This is a genomic window from Enterococcus sp. DIV1316a, from assembly GCF_050536915.1.
GTDB classification, from domain to species: Bacteria; Bacillota; Bacilli; order Lactobacillales; family Enterococcaceae; genus Enterococcus; species Enterococcus faecalis.
The window spans coordinates 1,339,996-1,365,186 of record NZ_CP172913.1 but is presented as its reverse complement, the minus strand read 5'-3'; the positions used below and the strand labels follow the sequence as shown (position 1 = coordinate 1,365,186).

Genomic DNA, 25,191 nt, shown 5'->3' with positions numbered 1-25,191 from the left:
TACATCTTAGGAGGAAATTATAATGTCAAGTACAAATGCTTTAGGAATGATCGAAACTCGTGGTTTAGTAGGTGCTGTTGAAGCAGCTGATGCAATGGTGAAAGCGGCAAACGTTACTTTAATTGGAAAAGAACAAGTCGGTGGCGGTTTAGTTACAGTAATGGTTCGCGGTGACGTTGGTGCTGTAAAAGCAGCAACAGATGCTGGTGCTGCTGCAGCAGAACGTGTTGGTGAATTATTATCTGTCCATGTAATTCCACGTCCACATACAGAAGTAGACGCTATTTTACCACACGCAACAACTGAATTATAATTTTGATTTTTTGGGGCAGAGGTAGGTTCATTACTTCTGTCCTAAACTTTCATTGAGGAGGGGTGTTATGACAGTTATTACAGAAGATATGCTTCGCAACAAAAGGCTTAAAAAAGAACTAGAAGATGGCACGGATTTTGTGTTTCCTGTAGGCAGTTTTCTGACGCCAGCCGCCAAAAGCTATCTACGCGAGCATCGGATTAATAGCAGCTTCTCTTCAACAAACCCATTGCTTTCTGAGGTTCATTCAGTGAAGGCCTCCTCACAAAAACAAAAACAAGAACATTTATCAAAAGAAACAATTTATGAGATTCGGCACTTAAGCCATCTATTGTATTTGCCTTTCTTAACGAATGAAGCGTTATCAACAGAAGGTTGGTTATATTTCGAACAACAACAACAGTGGTTAGAGAAGTTTATTTTAGAACAGTCGATTGTAATGGAACCAGTCATTTTGGAATCAAAGGTAACTATTCTAACTAACCAACAGAGACAATGGCGCTATTCCTCAAAAGAAATTCAATTACAACTAGATAAAATTATTCTCCAGTTAAAAGGAGAATCACAACTGTTCGGCCTTTTTCAATCTTGGGCTACAGAATTAATTAGCACCATGGCTGAAATATCACGAAACTAGGAGATGAACAAATTGGATTCAATGAATGAAATTGTTGAAGAAGTTGTTAAACGAATTCAGCAACAACAACAAAATACTTTTGAAGTTGAAGCATCTGGCCGACATGTTCATTTGTCTCGTCAAGAGATTGATGCATTATTTGGACCAGGATATCAACTAACAAAAGTGAAAGATTTATCACAACCTGGACAGTTCGTTTGTAAAGAACGAATTACGGTTGCTGGACCTAAAGGACTTTTTCAAAATGTGGTTATTTTAGGCCCTGAACGTAGCGAATCACAAGTCGAAGTTTCTATGACGGATACGCGTATTTTAGGAATTAATGCCCCAGTTAGAGAGAGTGGCAAGACAGAAGGGACACCTGGCGTCACGCTGATGAACGGATCAGCAGTTGTGACATTAAGTCACGGCTTAATTGTTGCCAAACGTCATATTCACATGACACCCGAAGACGCCTTGAAAAATAAAGTAAGCAATAGCCAAATTGTGCAAGTCAAAGTGGAAGGCACACGTCCGTTAATCTTTGATGATGTGGTTGTGCGAATCAGTCCGCGATTTGCAACGTACATGCACATTGACTACGATGAAGCCAACGCTTGCGGCTTAACCAAAGGAGCTCGTGGCTATATTCTTAAGTAAAAGGAGGAAGGACAATGAACGTTTCTGAAATGGAAAATTTGATTCAACAGATTACTGATCAAATTTGTCAACAATTGCTGTCGTCGTCTTATTCAGTGGCTTTAGCAGAAGCAAAAGAAGCATTTCCTGAAGAAATGTTTGTTCGTTTTCCTGATGTAAATTGGGTAACCAAGGAGCAGAAGCTAGCACGAGGCTTGGTTGTAAAGAGGCTAACGATTTCCCAAGTAAATGCGATTGCGCATTTACAGGAAACGGATGAATTAGTCAAAAACATCTTAGCATTCTTATTTGAAGGTAAGCCGGTATTGGTTTTAACCCCAATACCTTCAGTGACTAAAAATTCACGATTGAAATATCGTTTGAAACAAACGATTCAGGAAAACGTGGACATGTGCCAACAGTTTGGGCTGATTTTTTATCATGATTCAGAAAATTACGCTGTGTTTCAGGCGGCCTGTCAAAAACAACTTCGTTCTTTGGCTGAGACCAAACGAACCTACATTACTGAAAAACAATTGATAAGAATGACAGAAGCAGGTGTTTCTTTAAGTAAAAACGCCTATTTAACCCCGTTAGCGAAAGATTATGCTAGGAAACATCAATTGCTGACGTAAGGAGGAAAAACGATGCTTTTAGGAAAAGTGACTGGTAGCCTTTGGTCAACAAGAAAAGATGAAAAATTAAATGGCTGGAAATTTATGATGGTTGATATTTTGAATCAAGAGGACGAAAAGCAAGGATTTTTAATTGCTGCTGACAACGCTGGAGCTGGTGTCGGGGACAAAGTGTTAATTAGTCAAGGCAATGCTGCCCGTATTTCGGCAGAAGATCCGAATGTCCCAATTGATGCAATGATTGTTGGTGTCATTGATTCTACAGAGGAAGAATAGGGAGGACGAGACATGAGCATTAATGAAATTATTATGTATATTATGGTTCTTTTCATGATTATTGGAGGAATCGATAAATGTATTGGCAACAAACTAGGTTTAGGGGAGCAATTTGAGGAAGGGATTATGGCTATGGGTTCTCTAGCGCTTTCTATGGTAGGGATTATCACTTTAGCGCCTGTCTTAGCCAATCTTTTAAGTCCGATTGTCGTTCCTGTCTATGAATTACTAGGGGCTGATCCAGCAATGTTTGCCACAACCTTATTGGCTAATGATATGGGCGGCTTTGCGTTAGCGCAACAATTAGCCAATGATCCACAAGCTGGTTTATTTGCGGGGGCAATCTTAGGTGCAATGATGGGGCCAACGTTAGTCTTTACAATTCCAGTAGCGCTTGGCATTATCCAAAAAGACGACCAACAATTCTTAGCAACGGGTGTTTTGAGCGGGATTATTACAATTCCTTTTGGTTTATTAGCAGGTGGTTTAACAGCTGGCATGCCATTGTCATTGATTATTCCTAACTTAATTCCAATTATTATTGTTGCTGCTTTAATTATTTTAGGTTTATGGTTAGCGCCAAAGGGCATGATTAAAGGCTTCCAAATTTTTGGTCAAGGCGTAGTGATTGTCGCTATCTTTGGTTTAGTTGTCGGGGCGATTCAACTATTATTAGGAATTACAGTGATTCCTGGTATTGCACCAGTTACTGAAGGAATTGAAGTCGTTGGCGGGATTGCTTTAACTTTAGCTGGCGCTTTCTGTTTAGTAGCTGTGATTACGAAAGTCTTTAATAAACCATTGATGAAACTAGGAAAAGTTTTAGGAATGAATGAAGTAGCGGCTGCAGGAATGGTTGCTACATTAGCTAACAATATTCCCATGTTCCAAATGTTAAAAGACATGGATAATCGAGGAAAAATTATTAATATCGCTTTTGCTGTTTCGGCTTCTTTCGTTTTAGGTGACCACCTTGGTTTTACTGCAGGCGTAGCAAAAGAAATGATTTTTCCAATGATTGTTGGCAAATTAGTTGGAGGGATTACCGCCATTTTTGTGGCTATCTTTATGGCAAATCGAATGCTAGGGAAACCCGAAACAGAAGTGAAATAATGAGGTGTAAATATGACAGAATTAAATCGTGAAATGATTGAAACGCTTGTTCGACAAATTGTCACAGAAAAATTAATGCCGACTAAACAAGTGGATCCAAGTGGAATTATGTCCATCAAATTACCCGAAATCGACGTAACAGAAGACGACCGCTTAGATACAGGCAACCCAGCGGACATTGTTTACACAAAAGATCTGTTTTCTTTAGAAGAAAGCCCGCGCCTTGGTTGCGGTTTAATGGTGATGAAAGATACCACCTTCGACTGGACACTAGAATACGATGAAATTGATTATATTATTTCAGGACAATTAGATATACTGATTGACGGACGTAAAATTTCTGCAACAGCCGGCGAAATTATTTTAATCCCGAAAAGTAGCAAAATTCAATTTTCAGTGACGGGTGATGCTCGCTTTGTCTACGTGACTTATCCAGCAGATTGGCAAAGCCAATAATTATTTTATCGGCAGTCAGAGAATAATTTTGCCAAAACCCTTTACTCAGCGTTATAATAAATAAGAACGAAAAAAGGGGTTGAGTGAATGACATTTGAGAATCCAAGTCAAAATCAAATTTTTGATATTTTAAAACAAGCAAAAAATATTGCGGTGGTTGGTTTGAGTAACAAGCCCGACCGCACAAGTTACAAAATTGCGGAAATTTTACAGCAACATGGCTATCGTGTATTGCCTGTCAATCCAGTTTTAAAAGGTGAAACGGTGCTTGGCGAAACGGTTTATGGGACATTAACAGAGATTCCTGAAAAGATTGATATTGTTGACGTCTTTCGGCGGAGTGAATTTTTGCCAGAAGTGGCCGCAGAAACATTGAAAACAGAAGCGCCTGTCTTTTGGGCCCAACTAGGTTTGGAAAATGAAGAGGCAGCGAACTTGTTATTAAATGAAGGTCGTCAAGTTATTATGGACCGTTGTATTAAAATTGAATTGGCAAAAATGGCAGATGCTGAATAAACACGTGTAATTTTATAAAGAAAGAGCGTCCTGAACGGAAAGCTCTTTTTTTTTTGACCCAGATAGAGTATTATTGTAATGATGGTTTTAGAAGGAGCGAACGGAAAACGCAAGAAACCGGCTCACTCTTCTTCTAATTCTTTAAGAAATAGTTAATGTACGCTTATTAACTAAACGAGAATCTAAGTATAAGGAGTTTTTTCTTTGGCTAAAAAAATTAACAATGAGTACAATGATGCCTCTATCCAAGTCCTAGAAGGATTGGAAGCAGTGAGGAAAAGACCTGGTATGTATATCGGTTCAACCGATAGCCGTGGACTCCATCACTTAGTCTATGAAATTGTCGATAACGCAGTCGATGAAGCGTTATCTGGCTACGGGAATGAAATCAACGTAACTATCCAAAAAGATAATAGTATTTGTGTTGCAGACTCTGGCCGCGGAATGCCAACAGGGATGCATGCTTCTGGTATCCCAACAGTAGAAGTTATTTTTACTGTCTTACATGCGGGTGGTAAGTTTGGCCAAGGTGGCTATAAAACTTCAGGCGGACTCCATGGGGTGGGTGCCAGTGTTGTTAATGCCTTATCTAAGTGGTTAGAAGTTCATATTGTTCGTGATGGCGTAGAATACATGGAACGATTTGAGGACGGCGGTAAACCAGTTGGTACCTTAAAAAAAATCGGCAAAACAAAAAAACGCAACGGTACCTCCGTTACTTTTTTACCTGACGACACCATTTTCTCTACGACAAATTTTTCTTACGAAATTTTAGCAGAACGTTTGAGAGAATCAGCTTTCTTATTAAAAGGCGTCAAAATTACTTTAACAGATGAACGTGGGGAAGAACCCAAAGAAGAAGTCTTCCACTACGAAGAAGGCATTAAAGAATTTGTTGCCTATCTAAATGAAGAAAAAGATACATTAACACCTGTTGTTTATTTTTCAGGAGCCAAAGAAGGTATTGAAGTTGAATTAGCTTACCAATACAACGATGGCTATTCTGAAAATGTTTTATCTTTCGTTAACAATGTCCGCACAAAAGATGGCGGTACCCACGAAGTCGGTATGAAAACGTCAATGACAAAGGCGTACAATGAATATGCACGGAAAGTGGGACTATTAAAAGAAAAAGATAAAAATTTAGAAGGTAGCGACTTCCGTGAAGGCTTAGCAGCTGTCCTTTCTATTCGAGTACCAGAAAACTTACTACAGTTCGAGGGTCAAACCAAAGGGAAATTAGGCACACCTTTAGCAAGAACCGTTGTCGATAACGTCGTAGGCGAACAAATGGGCTTCTATTTACAAGAAAACAGTGAAATGAGTCAATCATTAATTCGGAAAGCGATTAAAGCCCGTGAAGCCCGTGAAGCGGCTCGCAAAGCTCGTGAAGAAAGCCGGAACGGTAAAAAACGGAAAAAAGGTGAATCGTTACTTTCTGGAAAATTAACCCCGGCTCAATCCAGAAATCCTAAGAAAAATGAATTATATCTTGTCGAAGGAGACTCGGCCGGTGGTTCAGCAAAACAAGGACGCGATCGGAAGTTTCAAGCCATTTTACCGCTACGAGGAAAAGTCATTAATACGGAAAAAGCGAAAATGCAAGACATCTTGAAAAACGAAGAAATCAATACTATGATCTATACAATTGGCGCAGGCGTTGGTCCTGAATTTTCAATTGAAGATTGTAATTATGATAAAATCATCATCATGACCGATGCGGATACCGATGGTGCCCATATTCAAGTGTTGCTATTAACGTTCTTCTATCGTTATATGAAACCATTAATTGAAGCCGGCAAAGTCTACATTGCCTTACCACCTCTTTATAAAGTCTCTAAAGGAACTGGAAAAAAATCAGTCATTGAGTATGCTTGGACCGATGGTGAATTGGCAGAAGTGATTGATAAAGTTGGTAAAGGCTATATGCTCCAACGCTATAAAGGTTTAGGGGAAATGAATGCAGAACAACTTTGGGAAACAACGATGGATCCTGAAACTAGAACCTTAATTCGTGTTCGGATTGATGATGCAGCTCAAGCAGAACGCCGTGTGACCACATTAATGGGCGACAAAGTCGAACCTCGTCGAAAATGGATTGAACAACATGTTCAATTTACGTTGGAAGAAGATGGCAGTATTTTAGATCGTTCAGAAGAAGACACTTCTGCACCAACAGGAGAAAGTCTTTTAGATGCGGAAAAAACAAAAGAAGCAGAACAAACCGATGACACTGAAATCAGTTTGTTTGACATAGAGTAGGGAGTGACAATTTTGGAAAAACGCCAAGAAGTTCAAGAATTAACCCTTGAAGAAGTAATGGGCGATCGTTTTGGAAGATATTCCAAATACATCATTCAAGAACGGGCCCTACCAGATATTCGAGATGGGCTAAAACCAGTACAACGCCGCATTCTCTTTTCAATGAATAAAGACGGCAATACCTTTGATAAAGGCTTTCGTAAATCAGCAAAATCTGTCGGAAACATTATGGGGAATTATCATCCCCATGGCGACAGTAGTATTTATGAAGCGATGGTCCGTCTAAGTCAAGACTGGAAATTACGGGAAGTACTAATTGAAATGCACGGAAACAACGGAAGTATGGATGGCGACCCGCCAGCGGCGATGCGTTATACAGAAGCTCGTTTATCACAGTTAAGTGGTGAGTTGTTAAAAGATATCGACAAAAATACCGTCGATTTCGTCTGGAATTTTGACGATACAGAAAAAGAACCCACTGTTTTACCAGCCAAATATCCTAATTTATTGGTAAATGGCTCAACGGGGATTTCAGCAGGTTATGCAACAGAAATTCCTACACATAATTTAGCGGAAATTATTGATGGGACCGTGTATTTAATTGATCATCCTAATGCAAGTTTAGAGAAATTAATGGAATACATTCCAGGACCAGATTTCCCAACAGGTGGGATCCTACAAGGAAAAGCAGAAATTAAAAAAGCCTACGAAACCGGCCGTGGTAAAGTAATTTTACGTGCGAAGACAAAGATTGAGCCCTTAAAAGGCGGCAAACAACAAATTGTCATTTCTGAAATTCCTTATGAAGTCAACAAAGCAACGCTAGTGAAGAAGATGGATGAAATCCGTTTAAATAAAAAAGTAGACGGCATTGCCGAAGTTCGTGACGAAAGTGACAGAACTGGCTTGCAAATTGTTGTTGAACTAAAAAAAGATGTCAATGCAGAAGGTATTTTAAATTATCTATTTAAAAACACTGAATTGCAAATCAATTACAACTTTAACATGGTAGCCATCGACAACATGACCCCGCAACAAGTGGGCCTAAAACGGATTTTAGAAAGTTACATTACGCACCGCAAATCAGTTATCATTAACCGTTGTCAATTTGAGTTGGACAAAGCTCGCAAACGTGAGCACATTGTTGCTGGTTTAATTAAAGCATTGTCTATCTTAGATAAAGTGATTGCAACAATTCGTGGCAGTAAAGATAAAAAAGATGCGAAGAAGAACTTAGTATCCGACTATGCGTTTACTGAAGAACAAGCTGAAGCAATCGTTACTTTACAGCTATACCGTTTAACTAATACAGATATTACTGATTTACAAGAAGAAGCGAAAACTTTAGAACAACAAATTGCTGAGTTATTGAACATTTTAAACAATGAAAAAGAACTATTCTCAGTCATGAAAAAAGAACTTCGCGAAGTTAAAAAGCAATATGGCAATCCGCGCTTAACTCAAATTGAAGAGGAAATCCAAGAAATCAAGATTGAAACAGCCGTGTTAGTTGCGCAGGAAGACGTGGTCGTAACCGTGACGCACGAAGGCTATATCAAGCGGAGTAGTATTCGTTCTTATACAGCATCAAAACCAGAAGAAATCGGCATGAAAGAAGGCGACTTTTTACTATATGCTGGCGAAGTCAATACATTAGATCATCTTTTACTAGTAACAAATAAAGGGAATATGATCTATCGCCCCGTCCATGAGTTGCCAGATTTACGCTGGAAAGAAATTGGCGAACATATTTCTCAAACCATTTTAAATCTTGCTATCGATGAATCGATTATTGCTGTATATCCTTATAAAGAGTTAAGTCCGACAAAAACCTTTGTTTTCATTACAAAAGCTGGCATGATTAAACAAACCAAAATGGCTGATTTTGAGCCTTGGCGCACTTATAAGAGCCGCCCGACATCTTGTATGAAATTAAAATCAGACCAAGATGAAATTACCAATGTTTATTTAACAAATGATCAAGACTTATTGGATGTTTTCCTCGTGAGCAATCGCGGTTTTGGCTTACGCTATCCATTATATGAAGTACCTGTTGTGGGTAGTAAAGCGGCTGGAGTTAAATCAATGAACCTCAAAGAAGACGATTATGTCGTTAATGGTTTACTGGTTCATTCTGAAGGGGATACACCGATTGTCATCGTTACCCAACGTGGCGGTGTTAAACGCATGTTAGCCCAAGAATTAACACAATTAGGACGAGCAAAACGTGGATTAATGGTCTTACGGGAATTGAAGAAAAATCCACATCGTGTTGTCTTTATGTCTGAAAGTACCGATTTAGATTTATTAGTTACTACGCAAAAAGGCACACAAGAAGTTATTCAGTCGAAAAACTATCCAATCAGTGAACGAACATCCAACGGTTCCTTTGTCATCGATGAACAAAAAGATGGCCAAGTAATGGAAGTCCACGAGATGCATTCTGCAGTGATTGAAGAAGAACAAACAAACTAAACTGTGTTATAAATATCTCCACAGCAGCCATCTGTATTAATACAGATGGCTGCTGTTTTTAATACAGAAGTACATTTTTCACAAGTGATAACAACTATAAATCGTTCTTATTTTCACAAGTATAAATGTTTATATATCAGCGTTTAGAATCTTCGCTCCCCATTTATTTATTAAGAAAGTGCAATAAATAATAAAAAAACGCTTGCATCTAAAAGGTTATGTGTTATACTAATCACATAAAGCTGTTACATACAATCAAGTAGCAGTTAACTAAGGAGGCAAACACTTCATGAAACAATGGGAAGGCTTTAAAGGCGACAAATGGAGAACAAGCGTTGACACTCGTGATTTTATTCAAAACAACTACACAGAGTACAAAGGCGACGACAGTTTCTTAGAACCAATCGCTCCGAGCACTGACAAATTATGGACAAAACTACAAGAATTATTTGAAATCCAACATGAAAAAAATGGCGTTTATGACATGGATAGCGATATCCCAGCAACTATTACGTCACATGAACCTGGTTACTTAATCAAAGAAGAAGAAAAAATTGTCGGTTTACAAACAGATGTACCATTAAAACAAGCATTTATGCCATTCGGTGGTATTAAAATGGCGAACAATGCCTTAGTTTCAAATGGTTATGAAACTGACGAAGAAATGACAAAAATCTTCACAGAATACAGAAAAACACATAACCAAGGTGTTTTTGATGCCTACACAGCTGAAATGCGTTTAGCACGTAAAAACAAAATCATTACTGGTCTTCCAGATGCTTATGGCCGTGGCCGTATTATCGGTGACTATCGTCGTATCGCATTATATGGTATCGACTACTTAATGGAACAAAAGAAAAAAGATCATGATAACACTGGTAACAAAGAAATGACAGACGATGTTATTCGCTTACGTGAAGAAATTTCTGAACAATACCGTGCGTTAAATGACTTAAAACAAATGGCTGCTTCTTATGGTTTCGATATTTCTCGTCCTGCTGCAAATGCGCAAGAAGCAATCCAATGGTTATACTTTGGTTACCTAGGTGCCATTAAATCTCAAAATGGTGCGGCAATGTCAATTGGTCGTATCTCAGCATTCTTAGATATCTATATCCAACGTGACTTAGAAGCAGGTTTAATCACTGAATTTGAAGCACAAGAAATGATTGACCATTTAATCATGAAATTACGTATGGTTAAATTTGCACGGACACCAGAATACAACCAATTATTCTCTGGTTATCCAATTTGGGCAACATTATCTATTGCTGGTATGGGTATTGACGGTCGTTCATTAGTTACCAAAAATGACTTCCGTATCTTACACACATTAACAAACATGGGACCATCTCCAGAACCTAACTTAACTGTATTATATTCTTCTCACTTACCAGAAGGCTTCAGAACATATGCAGCTAAAATCGCGAAAGAAAGCTCATCTATCCAATTTGAAAACGATGACTTATTACGTGAAAACTGGGGTTCTGACGACTGTGCAATCGCATGTTGTGTTTCTGCAACAGTTATGGGTAAAGATATGCAGTTCTTCGGCGCTCGTGCGAACTTAGCGAAAGCTGTTCTTTATGCAATTAACGGCGGGGTCGACGAAAAAACTAAAATGCAAGTAGCACCAAAATATCGTCCAATGACTGGTGACAAATTAGATTACCATGAATTCATGGAACGCTATAAAGACATCTTAGACTGGTTAGCTGAATTGTACGTTAACACATTAAACATTATTCATTACATGCATGATAAATATGCATATGAAGCACCACAATTAGCTTTAATGGATACTGATTTACAACGGACATTCGCAACTGGTATTGCCGGAATCTCTCATGCGACTGATAGTATCATGGCAATTAAACACGGTGAAGTAGAAGTAATCCGTGACGAAGATGGTATGGCAATTGATTATGTACCAACAAAAGAATTCCCAACATACGGAAACGATAACGAAGAAGCTGATGCAATGGCTAACTGGATTTTAGATTACTTTATGACACAAATTAAACGTCAACACACATACCGTAACTCTAAACCAACGACTTCATTATTAACAATCACTTCAAACGTTGTTTATGGTAAAGCAACAGGGAACACGCCTGACGGACGTCGTGCCGGCAAACCTCTTGCACCAGGTGCGAACCCAAGTTATCAAGACGGTAAATTCTTAGGTGAGAAAAATGGCTTGTTAGCTTCATTAAACTCAACAGCTCGTTTAGAATATACAATCGCTTTAGATGGTATTTCTAATACACAAACCATCAACCCTAATGGTTTAGGTAAAGACGACGACACAAGAATTAACAACTTACGTAACGTATTAGATGGCTACTTCGATAAAGGTGGTTACCACTTAAACGTAAACGTATTTACAAACGAATTATTATTAGATGCACAAGCACATCCAGAAAAATATCCAAACTTAACTATCCGTGTATCTGGATATGCCGTGAAATTCCGTGACTTAACTCCTGAACAACAAGCAGACGTTATTTCAAGAACTTCACACGACAGACTATAAAAAACATTTACATTATTTAACTGAAAGGGTGACATTCAACGTGTCATCCTTTTCGTTTGAAAGAAGAGGGATCATTATGACAACACCAGTTACAGGTAGAATTCATTCAACAGAAAATTTTGGTACCGTTGATGGCCCAGGTGTCCGTTTTATCGTATTTACACAAGGGTGCCGCATGAGATGTCAATTCTGTCATAATCCAGATACTTGGAAAATTGGTTCCGGTGGTCGTGTGGTGACGACTGACGAAGTATTAGAGGAAGCATTACGTTTTCGCTCTTATTGGGGCGAAAAGGGTGGTATCACTGTCAGTGGTGGTGAGCCGCTATTGCAAATGGACTTTTTAATCGATTTATTTAAAAAAGCCAAAGCACAAGGCATTCATACAACCTTAGATACGTGTGGCAAGCCTTTTACTCGGGAAGAACCCTTCATTAGTCAATTTGATGAATTGATGAAGTATACAGATTTACTCTTATTTGACATCAAACATATTGATAACGAGCAACATAAACTGTTAACAACGCAATCAAATGATAATATTTTAGAGATGGCTACCTATTTATCTGAAATTGACAAACCTGTTTGGATTCGCCACGTATTGGTGCCTCAACGTAGTGATTACGACGAATATTTAATCCGTCTGGATGCCTTCATAAAAACATTAAACAATGTAGATAAAGTTGAAGTGCTTCCTTACCATACGATGGGCAAGTACAAATGGGAAGAACTAGGTATTCCTTATCCATTAGAAGGAATTGAGCCTCCTAAAAATGATCGTGTTGAAAATGCGAAAAAACTACTACATGTCGAGGACTATCAAGGTTATCTAGCACGTTAACAAACGAAAAAATAGAAAAGAAGACAATTTTTTTGTTGTTTCTTTTCTATTTTTTGTTATCATTAAGAGTGAATCAAAACCAAGGAGTGTGTATTATGTCAAAAATTTTAGTTTTTGGACACCAAAATCCTGATACAGATGCTATCGGAGCAGCAATTAGTTTTGCTTACTTACAAAAAGAATTAGGAAAAGAGACAGAAGCTGTCGCTTTAGGAACACCAAGTGAAGAAACTCAATATGCCTTAGATTACTTCAATATTGAAGCACCACGTGTTGTCACTGAAGCAGCTAGCGAAACAAACCAAGTCATGTTAGTGGATCATAACGAATTCCAACAAAGCATTTCAGATATCGCTGAAGTAAACATTTTAGCAGTAGTGGATCATCACCGGATTGCCAACTTTGAAACAGCAGATCCATTGTATTATCGTGCAGAACCAGTAGGGTGTACCAGTACAATCATCTATAAAATGTTTAAAGAAAATAACGTGACAATTCCAGCTCAAATTGCTGGTATGATGGTCTCAGCGATTATTTCTGATACATTATTATTTAAATCACCAACTTGCACACAAGAAGACATCGATGCAGCGCACGCCCTAGCTGATATTGCTGAAATTAATTTAGAAGGCTATGGTCTTGACTTATTAAAAGCAGGAACAAATTTAAGCGATAAATCAGCTGAAGTCCTTTTAGATTTAGATGCTAAGAGCTTCCCAATGAACGGCAAAACAGTTCGCGTTGCTCAAGTAAATACCGTCGATTTAGCAGAAGTTTTAGATCGTCAAGCTGAATTAGAAGCAGCTATGGCCGCAGAAAATGCAGCCAATAATTATGACTTGTTTGTCTTAATTATTACGAATATCCTAGACAGTGATTCTGAATTATTAGCGATTGGTGCGGAACAAGCCAAAATTGAAGCAGCGTTCAATGTAACATTAGTTAACAATCGTGCGTTCTTACCCGGCGTTGTTTCTCGTAAAAAACAAGTAGTACCACAATTAACAGAAGTCTTTAACTAAAACCGTAAGCGCCTAAGCAACGCGATAAATTCCTTGTTGCTTAGGCGCTTCAATAGTAAAGGGGCGTTAACATGAATGATTTAGCAATTTACTATCATTCTCCGCAACAAACGAAACAATACAATCATTTGCTCAACCAATCACTTTTTTTCCCTCTTGTTACTTTTATGTATGAACATCGGGAAGAAAGAATCATTTTAAGACAATTAAAAGCGGCCTTTGCAACAGAAGCCAAGTTAGAACAATTTTTATCAGAAATGATTGATTGTCAGTTAATCATTCGGGAAAATCGTCAATATCGTTTGAATTTTCCTATTTATACGGCAGCTGAAGTTGCGAGTTTGACTTTGGCTGAAGACGAACTTCCTAAGTTTAAAGGAACTGTAACAGAGCAATTATTTTGGCTAGCTGAATCTTTTTGGCCACAAGTGTTTCCAGAAGAGGAAGACTATTTTTTTGGCGTGAGCGGTGGCCCCTCATTTTATCAAAAACAAAGATTGGCCTCGGCACAACTATCTATGATTACGCTTGAAAAAGAAAAGACAGAGGTTCCAACAATGCCTCGTTATTTTGATTACTTGGGCAAAGAGCAACCCTTGCCAGAAGCCTTCAGCGCTTTATATGACTTGCTAGGGGACGTAAATCCTGAATACTATCTTTCGCAAGCGAGAAGAGTCATTAAACAAGCTCTGCGAGGCCGCAAAGTCAGTACTGTGCCTAATATTTTTCAAGAAAGTTTGCACTTGACCCAAGTGATTACGATTGACCAGGACCACTTAAAACTCCTTTTACCAGTAGCAACGGAACAAGCCGAGCCTTTAGAAGCACAGTCGGATATTCTAGCATTTTATTATGAAAAAATTGCTAACCGATCGGCCATCGAACGCTTAGTTTTTATGCAACAATTGATTGAGCAACTAGGTACGAACTCTCTAAGTTATCTTAGAATAAATTAAAGTTACGATAATTTTATTATGTAAACTAAAAATCAATAACAAGAAATGACGCCGCTTCTTAGTGAGAAATGGCGTCATTTCTTTTGCGAACTTTTTTCGTCCAAAACCCACCGGAAATGAACTTAGGCTCATAGGAAATGATAAATGCTCTCGGCTCTAATTGATTGATTAATTTGTACAATGTACGTTCGTTTTTTCTTGGGGAAAGAATTTCTAAAACCATTCGTTCTCCTTCACGTCCGTAGGCAACACTTTGTGTAACACCATAGCCGTGTTCACGAAGTGTTTCTGGTAAATGAAATTGTTCAGTAGTAGAAGGGAGGATAACCGATACCATAATATAACCCAAGGCCAAATAGTCTTCGATTTTAATTCCTACACTAATGCCAACAGCGTAACCAAGCGCATAAACAAGTAAATTTAAAGGATTGTCTAACCGATTCAGAACCATACTTAGCCCTAAGACATAAATTGTTATTTCAGCCATACTAACCAGCGGTGCAATAACCCGATAACCTTTCATCGTTAACATAAAACGAATAGTATTTAAGGTAATATACGCAAAATTAATGATAAAAATCATGGCTAACATTTTCAAATCAACGACCATAAAATAAGTACCTCTTTTCAAAATCTTTACATCCAGCCCTCATTATAGTACAGAAAAACTGAGAATCAAAGGCGAAACACTTATAGAAATGAATTCTTTTTTGAATACTCGCTCATATTATTCGCCTAATTTAACTGTTATTTGATATAATCTTAGTATGAAGTAAGAAGGAGGTAAGCGATGAAAATTTTTGTTTGGATTTTGTTATTTTTATTAGTAATTAACGTTATTGCTGCCTTAATTACTGTTTTTAGAAAACCTCGTAGTATTTCCAGCGTTTTAGCATGGATGATGACGTTGATTTTCTTGCCTGGTATCGGCTTTATTATTTACTTATTCTGTGGGCGAGGTATCGATGGACAAGAAGTTTTTAAATTGTCTGATGATGAAAAACAAATGGTTCAACGAATTAAAGAAAAAGTGGACGTTGATAACAAAAAAGCAGGGCGCGATAAACGTTATGATTTACTTTATGATGCGAAAGTTTTAAATCGTTATTTCCGGAATATGGACGCATCACCGTTGGCCAAAAGAAATAGTTTGCAATTATTCACAGATGGCCAAGAAAAATTTCAAGCATTATTTGAAGATATTCGTGCAGCGAAAGAAACCGTTCATGTGGAGTATTATGCGTTTTTTAATGACACAATTGGCAATCAATTTTTAGATGTATTAATTGAAAAGTTGCATGAAGGCGTGGAAGTTTACTTAATTTACGATCCTTGGGGTTCACCCGGCGCAAATAAAAAGTTTTTTGCTCGTTACGTTGACGCTGGAGGAAAAGTAGCTCCCTTTATTACTTCTCGCGATATGATCCGTAAAACACGTCTAAATTATCACTTGCATCGAAAAATTGTTGTCATCGATGGGAAAATTGGCTGGACCGGCGGGTTCAATGTTGGGGATCAATATTTGAATGTCACCGAAAAATTTGGTTACTGGCGAGATACCCATATTCGTTTGGTCGGGACGGCCGTATTTTCATTGCAAGAGATATTTATCATGGATTGGAATGCTTCAGTCAAATATCCTGAAGAACGTATGACGTATCATGAAAAATATTTTAAATTACCAGAAGATCATGAAGTGGAGCATTTGTCCTTACAAGTTGTTTCAGATGGTCCTGATTCAGAAGAAGAAATTTTGAAAAGCGGGTTTGTTCGGATGATTTTTTCTGCAGAAAAGAGTGTCTGGATTCAAACACCGTATTTAATCCCTGACGATAGTATGATTAATGCGTTGTTAGTGGCGGTTCGTTCGGGTGTCGACGTGCGAATTATGATTCCTTGTATGCCTGACCATCCCTTTATTTACCGCGCAACACAATATTACGCGAATTACTTACACAAACGCGGCATTAAAATTTATATTTATGATAGTGGGTTTATTCATGCAAAAACAATGGTAATTGATGATGAATTAGCTATGGTTGGGACAACAAACCAAGATATTCGCAGTTATTCATTGAATTTTGAGGTAAGTACGTTTATTTACAATCCCGACATTGCGTGGATGTTAGCGCAAGTCTTTGAAGAAGATATAGAAAAAAGTGTCTTACTAACCGACGAGATAATTAAAAAACAAGGGTACTGGCTACGCTTCAAGCAAAACTTTTCACGCTTGTTGTCACCAGTCTTGTAATCAATAAATCAGCAGTGAATGTAGTAAACTACTATTTTCACTGCTGATTTTAGTAACAAAACACTGAAGTGGTCTACCTAATTCATTGATAATCCCTCTAAATAATGGTAAATTAAAAATAAATTCAATCAGCTATTCTATCGTGAGAAACATAGTTATTACGTAGATCAGATCAAAGGGACATTCACGACGAGCAAATATTGAGTGTGTTTGCTGAAACGTGCATGTGTGATTTGGTCTTTTTTATTGAGCTGTTATTTTATAGATAAGGAGTGGTCATCATGGACTACCAAGCAATAGCAAAAGAAATTTTGAAAGACGTAGGTGGCAAAGACAATATCGTGGATGTCACACATTGTTATACACGATTGCGTTTCGTATTGAAAGATACGAAACAAGCGAACAAAGAAGCCTTACTACAAACAGAAGGTGTCATTTCTGTTGTTGAAAGTGGCGGGCAGTATCAAGTGGTTTTAGGCAATAAAGTCGCGCATGTTTATAATGCTCTAGAACCTTTGTTGGCTCAGCAACTTACGACCAAAACATCCACAAAAGAAAAAAATTCATTAGGTAATCGAATTTTAAATACTGTTGCCGCGATTTTCACACCTGTCGTACCAGCAATTGCCGCTTCAGGCATGTTAAAAGGAATTCTAGCCATCGCTGTGATGGTCGCAAACAATTTTTACCAGGTCGATTTAAAACCTTTGAATACGTATATTATTTTAAGCGCCGCTTCCGATGCACTTTTTTATTTTATGCCAGTTATTTTAGGTTATTCAGCTGCTAAGGTTTTCAAAACAAACGAATATATCGCCATGGTAATTGGTGCCACCTTATGTTATCCAACCATCGTTTCATTAATGACTGAAGAATCAGCGGTTACCTTGTTTGGATTACATGTGACCAAAGCCAATTATGTTTCCACAGTAATTCCTATTATTCTTGCAATTTTTATGTTAGCTTATGTGCAACGCTTTTTGGAAAAAGTCATTCCAGAAGTTCTAAAAATTATTATGGTTCCTACGCTGTCATTACTTTTAATGATTCCAGCCACTTTATTATTATTTGGACCGATAGGGATTTATTTAGGCGACGGCGTGAATTGGTTGTATTATTATATAATGAATTTTAGTCCCATCTTGTTAGGCGGTTTTATCGGCGGAATTTGGTGTGTCTTAGTCATTTTTGGGGCTCACCGTGGGCTTGTGCCAATTGGGATTAATGATGTCGCTCGAACAGGACGGCAAAATTTGCTAGCGTTTGCTGGTGCAGCAAACTTTTCTCAAGCGGGCGCCGCATTTGGCGTGTTTGTCCGCACAAAAAATAAAGACTTGAAAGCTGTTGCTGCCTCTGCAACAGTGACTGCATTATTTGGTATCACAGAACCAGCTATTTATGGGGCAAACTTGCGGTTAAAAAAACCGATGATTTATGCGGTGGCTAGCGGAGCAGCAGGTGGGGCCTTAATGGGCTGGGGCGGTTCCTACGGGACAGCCTTCGCTAACCAAGGACTCTTGACCATCCCAGTTTATGCAGAAGCAGGAACCAAAGCCTTTATTTGTTATTTATTAGGTTGTGGCATTGCTTTTTTTGGTGCATTTCTATTAACGATTTTTCTAGGCTTTAATGATTTACCGCTTGACGAGTCACGTCAAGAACCCGGCTTAAAGACAGAGACAGGGACAGTCAAAGAAAAGCAACGGATTCAAGCACCTGTTCAAGGACAACTCGTATCTTTAGACCAAATCAACGATGAAGTCTTTGCTTCTCAACAAATGGGAAAAACGCTAGCTATTTATCCGACAGAGGAACAAATTGTTTCACCAGGAAATGGGAAAGTGACGGCTTTATATCCAACTCATCATGCAATTGGCTTAAAGTTAGACAATGGTGCTGAAATCCTCCTTCACATTGGAATCAATACAGTCGAATTAAAAGGACGAGGATTTGAGAGGTTCGTAAAAGCAGGAGAAAGGGTCAGACTAGGACAAAAACTGCTCTCTTTTGATAAACAAATCATCCAAGCTGCTGGTTATGATCCAACCGTCTTAGTCATCGTAACAAATACTGCGGAAATGGCTGTAATTGAGACAACCAAACAAACAGAGATTACACCACAAACAAATTTATTTTTCATGCAAGTAAAGGAGCAAAACTAATGGTTAAACAATTTAAGAACGATTTTTTATGGGGCGCTTCTTCCTCCGCTTTTCAAATTGAGGGCGCTTGGAATGAGGACGGCAAAGGCCTAACAGTCGCTGATTACAATTCTTTTAAAAAGTCAGCTGTACAAGCAGACACGAAAGTCGCCAGCGATTTTTACCATCGTTTCAAAGAGGACATTGCGTTAATGAAAGAATTAGGCTTAAAAACCTATCGTTTTTCTCTTTCATGGGCACGAATCATTCCAACAGGTGATGGCGAAATCAATCAAGCCGGCATCGATTTTTATAATGCTGTCATTGATACACTTTTAGAAAACGATATTTTGCCGTTTGTCACACTTTATCATTTTGATTTACCTTTTGCGTTGGTGGAAAAATACAATGGTTGGGCGGATCGTCGCTGCGTTTCCGCATTTCAACGCTATGCGCAAGTCTGTTATCAAGCGTTTGGTGATCGAGTCAAAAATTGGCAAGTTACAAACGAACAAAACTTAATGATTCGTGTCGATGAACGAATGAATATGTACGACGTTGCACCAGAAAATGCTGAAAAAATTCGTGCACAAATGGATTACCATATGTTTGTTGCCCATGCGTTAGCGACGAATGATTGTCACCAATTGGTTGCTGGGGGAAAAGTCGGTCCCTCTGTTTCCTCAACGATGACTTATCCTAGTTCTAATAAGCCTGAAGATGTTTGGGCGGCTCGTATGAATGATAACTTTAAAACGAATTACGCTCTAGAAATGTATTGTTTTGGCGAATACCCTGGTTACTATCAAGAGTATTTGACCAAATGCGGCATTTATCCCGAAACACAGCCAGAAGATCAAGCAATTTTGAAAGCCGCTAAACCAGATTTTATCGCTCTTAATTATTATCGGACGTTAGTCGCTAGCTATTTACCGACAGATGAGCAACACCCATTGGGTACGAAAGAAAAGGACATTGATTTTGATCTATACGGTTATTTTAAAATCGAAAAAAATCAACATTTAAAAACCTCTAAGTATGGCGCCCAAATTGATCCAACTGGTCTACGTTTAGTTTTAAATGATTATTATCGTCAATACCGTTTGCCGTTAATCATTACAGAAAACGGCTTAGGCACACCAGATCACCTAACAGAGGACGGAAAAATTCATGATGATTATCGAATTGCGTATTTGCATGATCATATTGCTGCTTGTCATGCGGCTATTTCTGACGGTGTTGAGTTGTTTGGCTATTGCCCTTGGTCGGTCATGGATATTTTAAGTTCTCATCAAGGATTCAAAAAACGCTACGGTTTTATTTACGTCAATCGTGAAGACCATGAGTTAAAAGATTTACGACGCATTAAAAAAGATAGTTTTTATTGGTACCAATCAGTTATTAAAAATAATGGGTTATCAGAAGAATAGTGCCCAAAAAAGGATCATCCATTGCATAAGCGGGTGATCCTTTTGTTTTCAAGTTCTCTCATTCCGTGTTAGGCTTAAGTTAATAAACCCATTAAAGGTGGTGAGAGAGATGAATAATTACGATTTATGGAAATGGGCTGCCGGGAAACGAACCGAAAAAAATAAAAATGAAACCTATAGCGCCAAAAATTGGTGGTATGTTTTACTAATGCTCGGTGTATTTGTAGGGATCATGTTGTTGTATTATTTAATCTCTGTGCTTTGGAATTAAGGGAAAATAGGCAAATGAGGAATTAAGAATAAAAAAAGACACCTGAAAAGGTGTCTTTTTTAACAGGATTCAGACAATGATAGCTGAATCGGAATAGGATAATTTTCCTCGAGTGCAACATCAGGATCCTTCATTCTACGAAGCAGTAAGTCAATCATAACGTCACACATCTCGTCGATTGGCTGCACAATGGTTGATAGTTGTGGGGCAATTCTTTTGATTAATTTTGTCCCATCATAACCAATTACTTTTAATTCTTCAGGAATGGATATCTTCAATTTTTGAGCAATATTCATAACTGTAATTGCTGTCAAATCATCGGTACAAAAGATGCCGTCTACAGTTTTATTTTGAAGCAAACGTTCGATTTCTAGATTTTTTAATGTTGTAGAGGTTCCATTATCAATTTGTAGAATCGTTTTTTCTGCGCCATATTTTTCCATCGTTTGTTTATAACCAGCCAATCGATAATCGCTAGGTGCGCCTGTGTTATTAGCACCAGTAATAATTGCAATCTTTTGTGCACCACTTGCAAATAAGGCTTCAGTGGCTTTTTGGCCACCTTGAAAGTTTTGCGAAGAGACAATTGGAATGCCAGGTGCCAAGAAACGGTCAAAGGAAACAATAGGTAGTGAAACATTTTCATATTCGTTAATAGCTAAGTTATGGCTACCAGTGATTACACCGTCCACTTTATTTGCAGCGAGCATTCGTAAATAGGCGCGCTCTTTTTCTGGATCTTTTTCACTATCACATAAAATCACTTTATATCCTTGAACAAAGAGCTTTCTTTCCAGTGTTTCAATTAATTCACCAAAAAATGGATGACTAACAGAAGGGAAGACTAAACCAATCAGCTGCGTACTTTTTCCTTGGAGGCTTCTGGCTAATCCATTAGGTTGATAATTTAATTCTTCCATCGCTTGATGAACTTTATCAATTGTTTTTTGACTAAGATAACCATAATTATTAATCACGCGGCTTACCGTTGTCGGGCTCACCCCAGCAAGCTTAGCTACATCCGTTAATTTAACCACCATCAAAATTCACCATCATTCCTAATTATTCGTATTTTCCAGCTCATAAAAACAAGCTTTTGCCGTCTTGGATAGATGAAGATACTGTTGCGCTTTATCTGGAAAGAAGCGACCAGTCATCGTTTTTTCACCTTTATTTACATAGATTTCTGCAACAGAACAATCAACAAAAATAGTTAACTGAACTGACTTATTTTTCCTAATTTTAGTTTCACGAATTGTGCCATACTTTTCAGCAAAAGGTTGGCCAGCAAATGTTCGATCAAGGGTTATTTTACCATGAATCGTATCAATTGTAATTAAAAGTCCTTTTGAACCCGTTTCGTTCGCTAAAAGCCGAATAAAAGCAATCTCATTTTTGGGAATATCCACTTCTAATTCAAAAGAAGCAGTAGATAAAAAATGGCAGCCATTTGATAAAGTAGTGGCGGATTGACGAAGCATTTCTGTTTCAGAAACTGGATATTGAAATAGTTTCCCGTTGTGAATTGTGAGTTCTTTAACCAGACTTAAGCCATTTGCCCAACCCTCCACATCACTTGGGTAAGTGATTTCTGGCAACCCAATCCAACTGACCGCAAGTGCACGACCATCTGGCGCATTAAAGGCTTGAGTGGCGTAGACATCAAATCCTTCATCTAAATTTTCAAAAGGCCCAGCCTGAACTAAAGAAAGATTCTCCAAATCAAACGTTTCGGCCAATGTGTACATATTCGGATAGATATTCTGATAACTTTTTACAGATGGAGATAGACCTTGTGGGCAAAATAATAAGACAGGCTGGCCATCAATAAATACCAAATTGGGGCATTCAACCATGTAGCCTAATTCTTGGTCGGTGAACGTCAATTCGCCAAGTTGATGAAAATTGTGTACGTTTCGATCTTTAGAAAAATAGACCACAATTTTTCCTTGTCCATTTAAATCACTAGCACCAATTAATAAAACAAGTCCTTCTTGATAAGGAAATACCATCGGATCACGAAAATGGGAAGAATAATTGGGGTCAATAGGTAGGAATGGTGTTGATTCCTTTGTGATCGCACCTAAAGAATTCAGCCATGCAATATTTTGATATGCAAATCGTTGCCAAGTTTGATCACGAACATTTCCTGTATAAAATAAACATAGTTGGTTATCTATTGGTAAAGCTGAGCCTGAATAGACGCCATGAGAATCATATTCAGAGTCGGGATAAAGGGCAATTCCTTCATAATCCCAGTGAATTAAGTCGGAGGAAGTTAAGTGGGCCCAACTTTTTAGTCCGTGAACACTCCCGAAAGGAAACGCTTGATAAAATAAATGCCACTGGTTATTGAAATACGAAAAACCGTTGGGATCATTTAGTAGTCCTGTCTGTGGTTGAATATGATACTTAAAACGCCAACTAGATTGCGCGATAATAGAAGTTAGATTTTCGAGGTGAGCAGATGTCCAAGAAGAATAAGGCGCATAACGTAATTCATCAGTCCATTGGTTCATGATGCTTGACATAAGTAATGTCTCCTTTGTTAGAAAATAGTAGTTAGTCTAATAGTATAAACAAATCAGAAAAAAGTCAAACGTATAACATATATAAATCTATTTAAATCAAAAGAATATTATAATTTACATTTATTTATGATAAACGTTTGACATATTACGCAAAAACGAGTATCATACAAAATGTAAAAACGGTTACAGAAAAAATTAACAGGACTAGTTTAAGAGTGAGGAGAACCAGAATGAACAGAAATTGGTGGCAAAAAGAAGTGGCCTATCAAATTTATCCACGTAGCTTTTCGGATAGTAATAATGACGGAATTGGTGATTTACAAGGCATTATTCAAAAAATGGATTACTTAGAAAATTTAGGAATTACGCTGATTTGGCTGAGTCCAATGTACCCGTCGCCAATGGCTGACAATGGATATGATATTTCAGACTATTATGGTATTTCTAGCGATTTTGGTACAATGGCAGACTTCGATGAACTCATTGAAGAAGCAAAAAAACGAAACATAAAAGTTATTTTAGATTTAGTGGTAAACCATACATCTGATGAACATGCTTGGTTTCAAGATGTTTTAAAAAATCCTCAAAGTCGTTTTCGAGACTTTTATATTATAAAAGAAGGACGAGAAGCACCTACAAATTGGCGGTCTAACTTCGGTGGTAGTGTTTGGGAAAAACTACCTGGGGAAGATGCCTACTACTTTCATGCCTTTCATAAAAAACAGCCGGATTTAAATTGGGAAAATCCTGAACTACGCAAAGAAATCTATCAAATGATTCGTTTTTGGTTAAACAAAGGAATTGCTGGTTTTCGTGTAGATGCGATTAATTTTATTAAGAAAGATTTGACTTGGACAAACTTACCTGCTGATGGGGCAGATCAATTAGCCAAAGTAACAAAAGCTAGTAGAAACATGCCAGGAATGAGTGACTTTCTGAACGAATTAAAAGAAAAAGCTTTTGCTGGCTTTGATATTGTCACAGTTGCCGAAGCGGCCGGCGTCAATTATCCAAATTTATCAGAATTTATTGGAGAAACAGGGTATTTCGACATGATTTTTGACTTCAAATGGGCTGATTTGGATGTGAAATCAGGAAGCGAATGGTTTTATAGAATCGATTGGTCTTGGAATGATTTACGCACATTAATTTTCAAACAGCAAGAAGCCATGCAAGAGGCTGGTTGGAGTGCAAATTTTATTGAAAATCATGATCAACCTCGAGCGACAACGAAATATTTAAAAGAACAGGCTCAACAGCCAAATGCGGTTAAAACATTCGGCGCCATGTATTTCTTTTTAAGGGGTACGCCTTTTATTTACCAAGGACAAGAATTAGGAATGACCAATTTTGAAAGGGGTTCGATTGATGAATTCGATGATATTTCTAGCATTGATCAATACTATCGAGCAATAAAAGAAGGATTTACACCCAAAGAAGCCTTGTCACTTGTCAATTTGCGTAGTCGAGACAATGCCCGCACACCTTTTCCATGGAATGATTCTATGTATGGCGGTTTTTCAAGCGTCAAACCTTGGTTAGGAATGGTGGATAATTATAAAGAAATCAATGCCGAAGCAGAAATAAAAAATAGTCAAAGTATTTTTCATTTCTATAAGCGGATGATTGCATTTCGTCAAAAGAGTCCCTATACAGACATCTTACTTTATGGAACATTTGAGGGACTATCAAATCTTCCAGATAATGTTATTGCTTATAAACGCAAATTAAATGAAAAAACAATTTACGCCTTTTTTAATTTTGGTGAGGCGGTTCCAATCCCTCATTATTTAGTTAATGGCACAGTTATTTTTGATACACAGTCTGAAGAACGAGAGCAGTTAGTTCAGCAGGGAACATTATTAAAAAGCTATCAAGGACTATTGATTACTATAAATGAGTAGCTAGGAG

Annotated in this window: 22 protein-coding genes; 19 read left to right on the top strand and 3 right to left on the bottom strand. The window is 37.9% G+C overall.

Annotated elements, in window-relative coordinates; all coding sequences use genetic code 11:
• Positions 1-22: 22 nt before the first annotated feature.
• The 14 genes from IGL56_RS06595 (at position 23) to IGL56_RS06530 (ending at position 14,656) form a co-directional block, all read left to right on the top strand.
• Complete coding sequence (locus tag IGL56_RS06595; RefSeq protein WP_002357513.1) at positions 23-313, top strand: BMC domain-containing protein; 291 nt, start codon at positions 23-25, stop codon at positions 311-313.
• Positions 314-380: 67 nt separating this feature from the next.
• Positions 381-950 carry a hypothetical protein gene (locus tag IGL56_RS06590; protein WP_002357515.1) on the top strand — a complete coding sequence of 190 codons (570 nt, stop codon included), beginning with the start codon at positions 381-383 and terminating at the stop codon, positions 948-950.
• A gap of 3 nt (positions 951-953) precedes the next feature.
• Complete coding sequence (gene eutD / locus IGL56_RS06585) at positions 954-1,589, top strand: ethanolamine utilization phosphate acetyltransferase EutD (RefSeq protein WP_002357516.1); 636 nt, start codon at positions 954-956, stop codon at positions 1,587-1,589.
• A gap of 14 nt (positions 1,590-1,603) precedes the next feature.
• Positions 1,604-2,203, top strand: a complete 600-nt coding sequence (locus IGL56_RS06580; protein ID WP_002365681.1) for a TIGR02536 family ethanolamine utilization protein — start codon at positions 1,604-1,606, stop codon at positions 2,201-2,203.
• Between the two features lie 12 nt (positions 2,204-2,215).
• Positions 2,216-2,479: a EutN/CcmL family microcompartment protein gene (locus tag IGL56_RS06575; RefSeq protein ID WP_002357519.1), complete on the top strand. Its 264-nt coding sequence runs from the start codon at positions 2,216-2,218 to the stop codon at positions 2,477-2,479.
• 12 nt (positions 2,480-2,491) lie between these two features.
• Positions 2,492-3,592 (top strand): ethanolamine utilization protein EutH, encoded by a 1,101-nt coding sequence (gene eutH / locus IGL56_RS06570; RefSeq protein WP_002357520.1) that lies wholly within the window; start codon positions 2,492-2,494, stop codon positions 3,590-3,592.
• A gap of 12 nt (positions 3,593-3,604) precedes the next feature.
• Entirely contained in the window at positions 3,605-4,048 is a 444-nt protein-coding gene (locus IGL56_RS06565) for an ethanolamine utilization protein EutQ (protein WP_002357522.1), read from the top strand.
• Positions 4,049-4,135: 87 nt separating this feature from the next.
• Entirely contained in the window at positions 4,136-4,564 is a 429-nt protein-coding gene (locus tag IGL56_RS06560) for a CoA-binding protein (RefSeq protein ID WP_002365680.1), read from the top strand.
• A gap of 204 nt (positions 4,565-4,768) precedes the next feature.
• A complete protein-coding gene (gene parE, locus IGL56_RS06555; protein ID WP_002381887.1) occupies positions 4,769-6,826 on the top strand; it encodes a DNA topoisomerase IV subunit B in 2,058 nt (685 codons plus the stop codon).
• 12 nt (positions 6,827-6,838) lie between these two features.
• Entirely contained in the window at positions 6,839-9,301 is a 2,463-nt protein-coding gene (parC, locus tag IGL56_RS06550; protein WP_002357527.1) for a DNA topoisomerase IV subunit A, read from the top strand.
• A gap of 289 nt (positions 9,302-9,590) precedes the next feature.
• Complete coding sequence (pflB, locus tag IGL56_RS06545; protein WP_002357529.1) at positions 9,591-11,837, top strand: formate C-acetyltransferase; 2,247 nt, start codon at positions 9,591-9,593, stop codon at positions 11,835-11,837.
• 76 nt (positions 11,838-11,913) lie between these two features.
• Positions 11,914-12,678 (top strand): pyruvate formate-lyase-activating protein, encoded by a 765-nt coding sequence (gene pflA / locus IGL56_RS06540; protein WP_002357530.1) that lies wholly within the window; start codon positions 11,914-11,916, stop codon positions 12,676-12,678.
• A gap of 95 nt (positions 12,679-12,773) precedes the next feature.
• Positions 12,774-13,700 carry a manganese-dependent inorganic pyrophosphatase gene (locus IGL56_RS06535; RefSeq protein ID WP_002360265.1) on the top strand — a complete coding sequence of 309 codons (927 nt, stop codon included), beginning with the start codon at positions 12,774-12,776 and terminating at the stop codon, positions 13,698-13,700.
• Between the two features lie 71 nt (positions 13,701-13,771).
• Positions 13,772-14,656 carry a DUF1803 domain-containing protein gene (locus IGL56_RS06530; protein ID WP_002357532.1) on the top strand — a complete coding sequence of 295 codons (885 nt, stop codon included), beginning with the start codon at positions 13,772-13,774 and terminating at the stop codon, positions 14,654-14,656.
• Between the two features lie 58 nt (positions 14,657-14,714).
• Here IGL56_RS06530 and IGL56_RS06525 read toward each other — a convergent pair whose 3' ends face one another.
• The gene (locus tag IGL56_RS06525) at positions 14,715-15,266 is read right to left on the bottom strand and encodes a DUF2179 domain-containing protein (RefSeq protein WP_002361848.1); all 552 of its coding nucleotides are present in this window, start codon (positions 15,264-15,266) and stop codon (positions 14,715-14,717) included.
• Between the two features lie 180 nt (positions 15,267-15,446).
• Here IGL56_RS06525 and cls point away from each other — a divergent pair, with 180 nt between their 5' ends.
• From cls to IGL56_RS06505, 4 genes are all read left to right on the top strand, one after another.
• The gene (cls, locus tag IGL56_RS06520) at positions 15,447-16,907 is read left to right on the top strand and encodes a cardiolipin synthase (RefSeq protein ID WP_002371124.1); all 1,461 of its coding nucleotides are present in this window, start codon (positions 15,447-15,449) and stop codon (positions 16,905-16,907) included.
• A gap of 281 nt (positions 16,908-17,188) precedes the next feature.
• Positions 17,189-19,069 carry a beta-glucoside-specific PTS transporter subunit IIABC gene (locus IGL56_RS06515; protein WP_065813701.1) on the top strand — a complete coding sequence of 627 codons (1,881 nt, stop codon included), beginning with the start codon at positions 17,189-17,191 and terminating at the stop codon, positions 19,067-19,069.
• On the top strand, positions 19,069-20,478 hold the full coding sequence (locus IGL56_RS06510; RefSeq protein WP_002357536.1) for a glycoside hydrolase family 1 protein: 1,410 nt from the start codon (positions 19,069-19,071) through the stop codon (positions 20,476-20,478). The genes IGL56_RS06515 and IGL56_RS06510 overlap by 1 nt, the downstream gene beginning before the upstream one ends.
• 109 nt (positions 20,479-20,587) lie before the next feature.
• On the top strand, positions 20,588-20,749 hold the full coding sequence (locus IGL56_RS06505) for a hypothetical protein (protein WP_002357537.1): 162 nt from the start codon (positions 20,588-20,590) through the stop codon (positions 20,747-20,749).
• A gap of 59 nt (positions 20,750-20,808) precedes the next feature.
• Here the strand turns inward: IGL56_RS06505 and IGL56_RS06500 are convergent, their stop codons facing one another.
• Positions 20,809-21,789: a LacI family DNA-binding transcriptional regulator gene (locus IGL56_RS06500; protein WP_002363973.1), complete on the bottom strand. Its 981-nt coding sequence runs from the start codon at positions 21,787-21,789 to the stop codon at positions 20,809-20,811.
• Between the two features lie 18 nt (positions 21,790-21,807).
• The gene (locus tag IGL56_RS06495; RefSeq protein ID WP_002392409.1) at positions 21,808-23,268 is read right to left on the bottom strand and encodes a sucrose-6-phosphate hydrolase; all 1,461 of its coding nucleotides are present in this window, start codon (positions 23,266-23,268) and stop codon (positions 21,808-21,810) included.
• A gap of 242 nt (positions 23,269-23,510) precedes the next feature.
• On the opposite strand from IGL56_RS06495, the gene IGL56_RS06490 reads away from it, so the two are divergent.
• Positions 23,511-25,184, top strand: coding sequence for a glycoside hydrolase family 13 protein (locus tag IGL56_RS06490; protein ID WP_002385902.1), 1,674 nt, complete (start codon positions 23,511-23,513; stop codon positions 25,182-25,184).
• Positions 25,185-25,191 lie beyond the last annotated feature (7 nt).

What these genes read in the sequence shown, in the direction of transcription:
- IGL56_RS06595 (WP_002357513.1), top strand. Translation starts at nt 23, where the DNA reads ATGTCAAGTACAAATGCTTTAGGAATGATCGAAACTCGTGGTTTAGTA.
- IGL56_RS06590 (WP_002357515.1), top strand. Translation starts at nt 381, where the DNA reads ATGACAGTTATTACAGAAGATATGCTTCGCAACAAAAGGCTTAAAAAA.
- eutD (WP_002357516.1), top strand. Translation starts at nt 954, where the DNA reads ATGAACAAATTGGATTCAATGAATGAAATTGTTGAAGAAGTTGTTAAA.
- IGL56_RS06580 (WP_002365681.1), top strand. Translation starts at nt 1,604, where the DNA reads ATGAACGTTTCTGAAATGGAAAATTTGATTCAACAGATTACTGATCAA.
- IGL56_RS06575 (WP_002357519.1), top strand. Translation starts at nt 2,216, where the DNA reads ATGCTTTTAGGAAAAGTGACTGGTAGCCTTTGGTCAACAAGAAAAGAT.
- eutH (WP_002357520.1), top strand. Translation starts at nt 2,492, where the DNA reads ATGAGCATTAATGAAATTATTATGTATATTATGGTTCTTTTCATGATT.
- IGL56_RS06565 (WP_002357522.1), top strand. Translation starts at nt 3,605, where the DNA reads ATGACAGAATTAAATCGTGAAATGATTGAAACGCTTGTTCGACAAATT.
- IGL56_RS06560 (WP_002365680.1), top strand. Translation starts at nt 4,136, where the DNA reads ATGACATTTGAGAATCCAAGTCAAAATCAAATTTTTGATATTTTAAAA.
- pflB (WP_002357529.1), top strand. Translation starts at nt 9,591, where the DNA reads ATGAAACAATGGGAAGGCTTTAAAGGCGACAAATGGAGAACAAGCGTT.
- pflA (WP_002357530.1), top strand. Translation starts at nt 11,914, where the DNA reads ATGACAACACCAGTTACAGGTAGAATTCATTCAACAGAAAATTTTGGT.
- IGL56_RS06535 (WP_002360265.1), top strand. Translation starts at nt 12,774, where the DNA reads ATGTCAAAAATTTTAGTTTTTGGACACCAAAATCCTGATACAGATGCT.
- IGL56_RS06530 (WP_002357532.1), top strand. Translation starts at nt 13,772, where the DNA reads ATGAATGATTTAGCAATTTACTATCATTCTCCGCAACAAACGAAACAA.
- IGL56_RS06525 (WP_002361848.1), bottom strand. Translation starts at nt 15,266, where the DNA reads ATGGTCGTTGATTTGAAAATGTTAGCCATGATTTTTATCATTAATTTT.
- cls (WP_002371124.1), top strand. Translation starts at nt 15,447, where the DNA reads ATGAAAATTTTTGTTTGGATTTTGTTATTTTTATTAGTAATTAACGTT.
- IGL56_RS06515 (WP_065813701.1), top strand. Translation starts at nt 17,189, where the DNA reads ATGGACTACCAAGCAATAGCAAAAGAAATTTTGAAAGACGTAGGTGGC.
- IGL56_RS06510 (WP_002357536.1), top strand. Translation starts at nt 19,069, where the DNA reads ATGGTTAAACAATTTAAGAACGATTTTTTATGGGGCGCTTCTTCCTCC.
- IGL56_RS06505 (WP_002357537.1), top strand. Translation starts at nt 20,588, where the DNA reads ATGAATAATTACGATTTATGGAAATGGGCTGCCGGGAAACGAACCGAA.
- IGL56_RS06500 (WP_002363973.1), bottom strand. Translation starts at nt 21,789, where the DNA reads ATGGTGGTTAAATTAACGGATGTAGCTAAGCTTGCTGGGGTGAGCCCG.
- IGL56_RS06495 (WP_002392409.1), bottom strand. Translation starts at nt 23,268, where the DNA reads ATGAACCAATGGACTGATGAATTACGTTATGCGCCTTATTCTTCTTGG.
- IGL56_RS06490 (WP_002385902.1), top strand. Translation starts at nt 23,511, where the DNA reads ATGAACAGAAATTGGTGGCAAAAAGAAGTGGCCTATCAAATTTATCCA.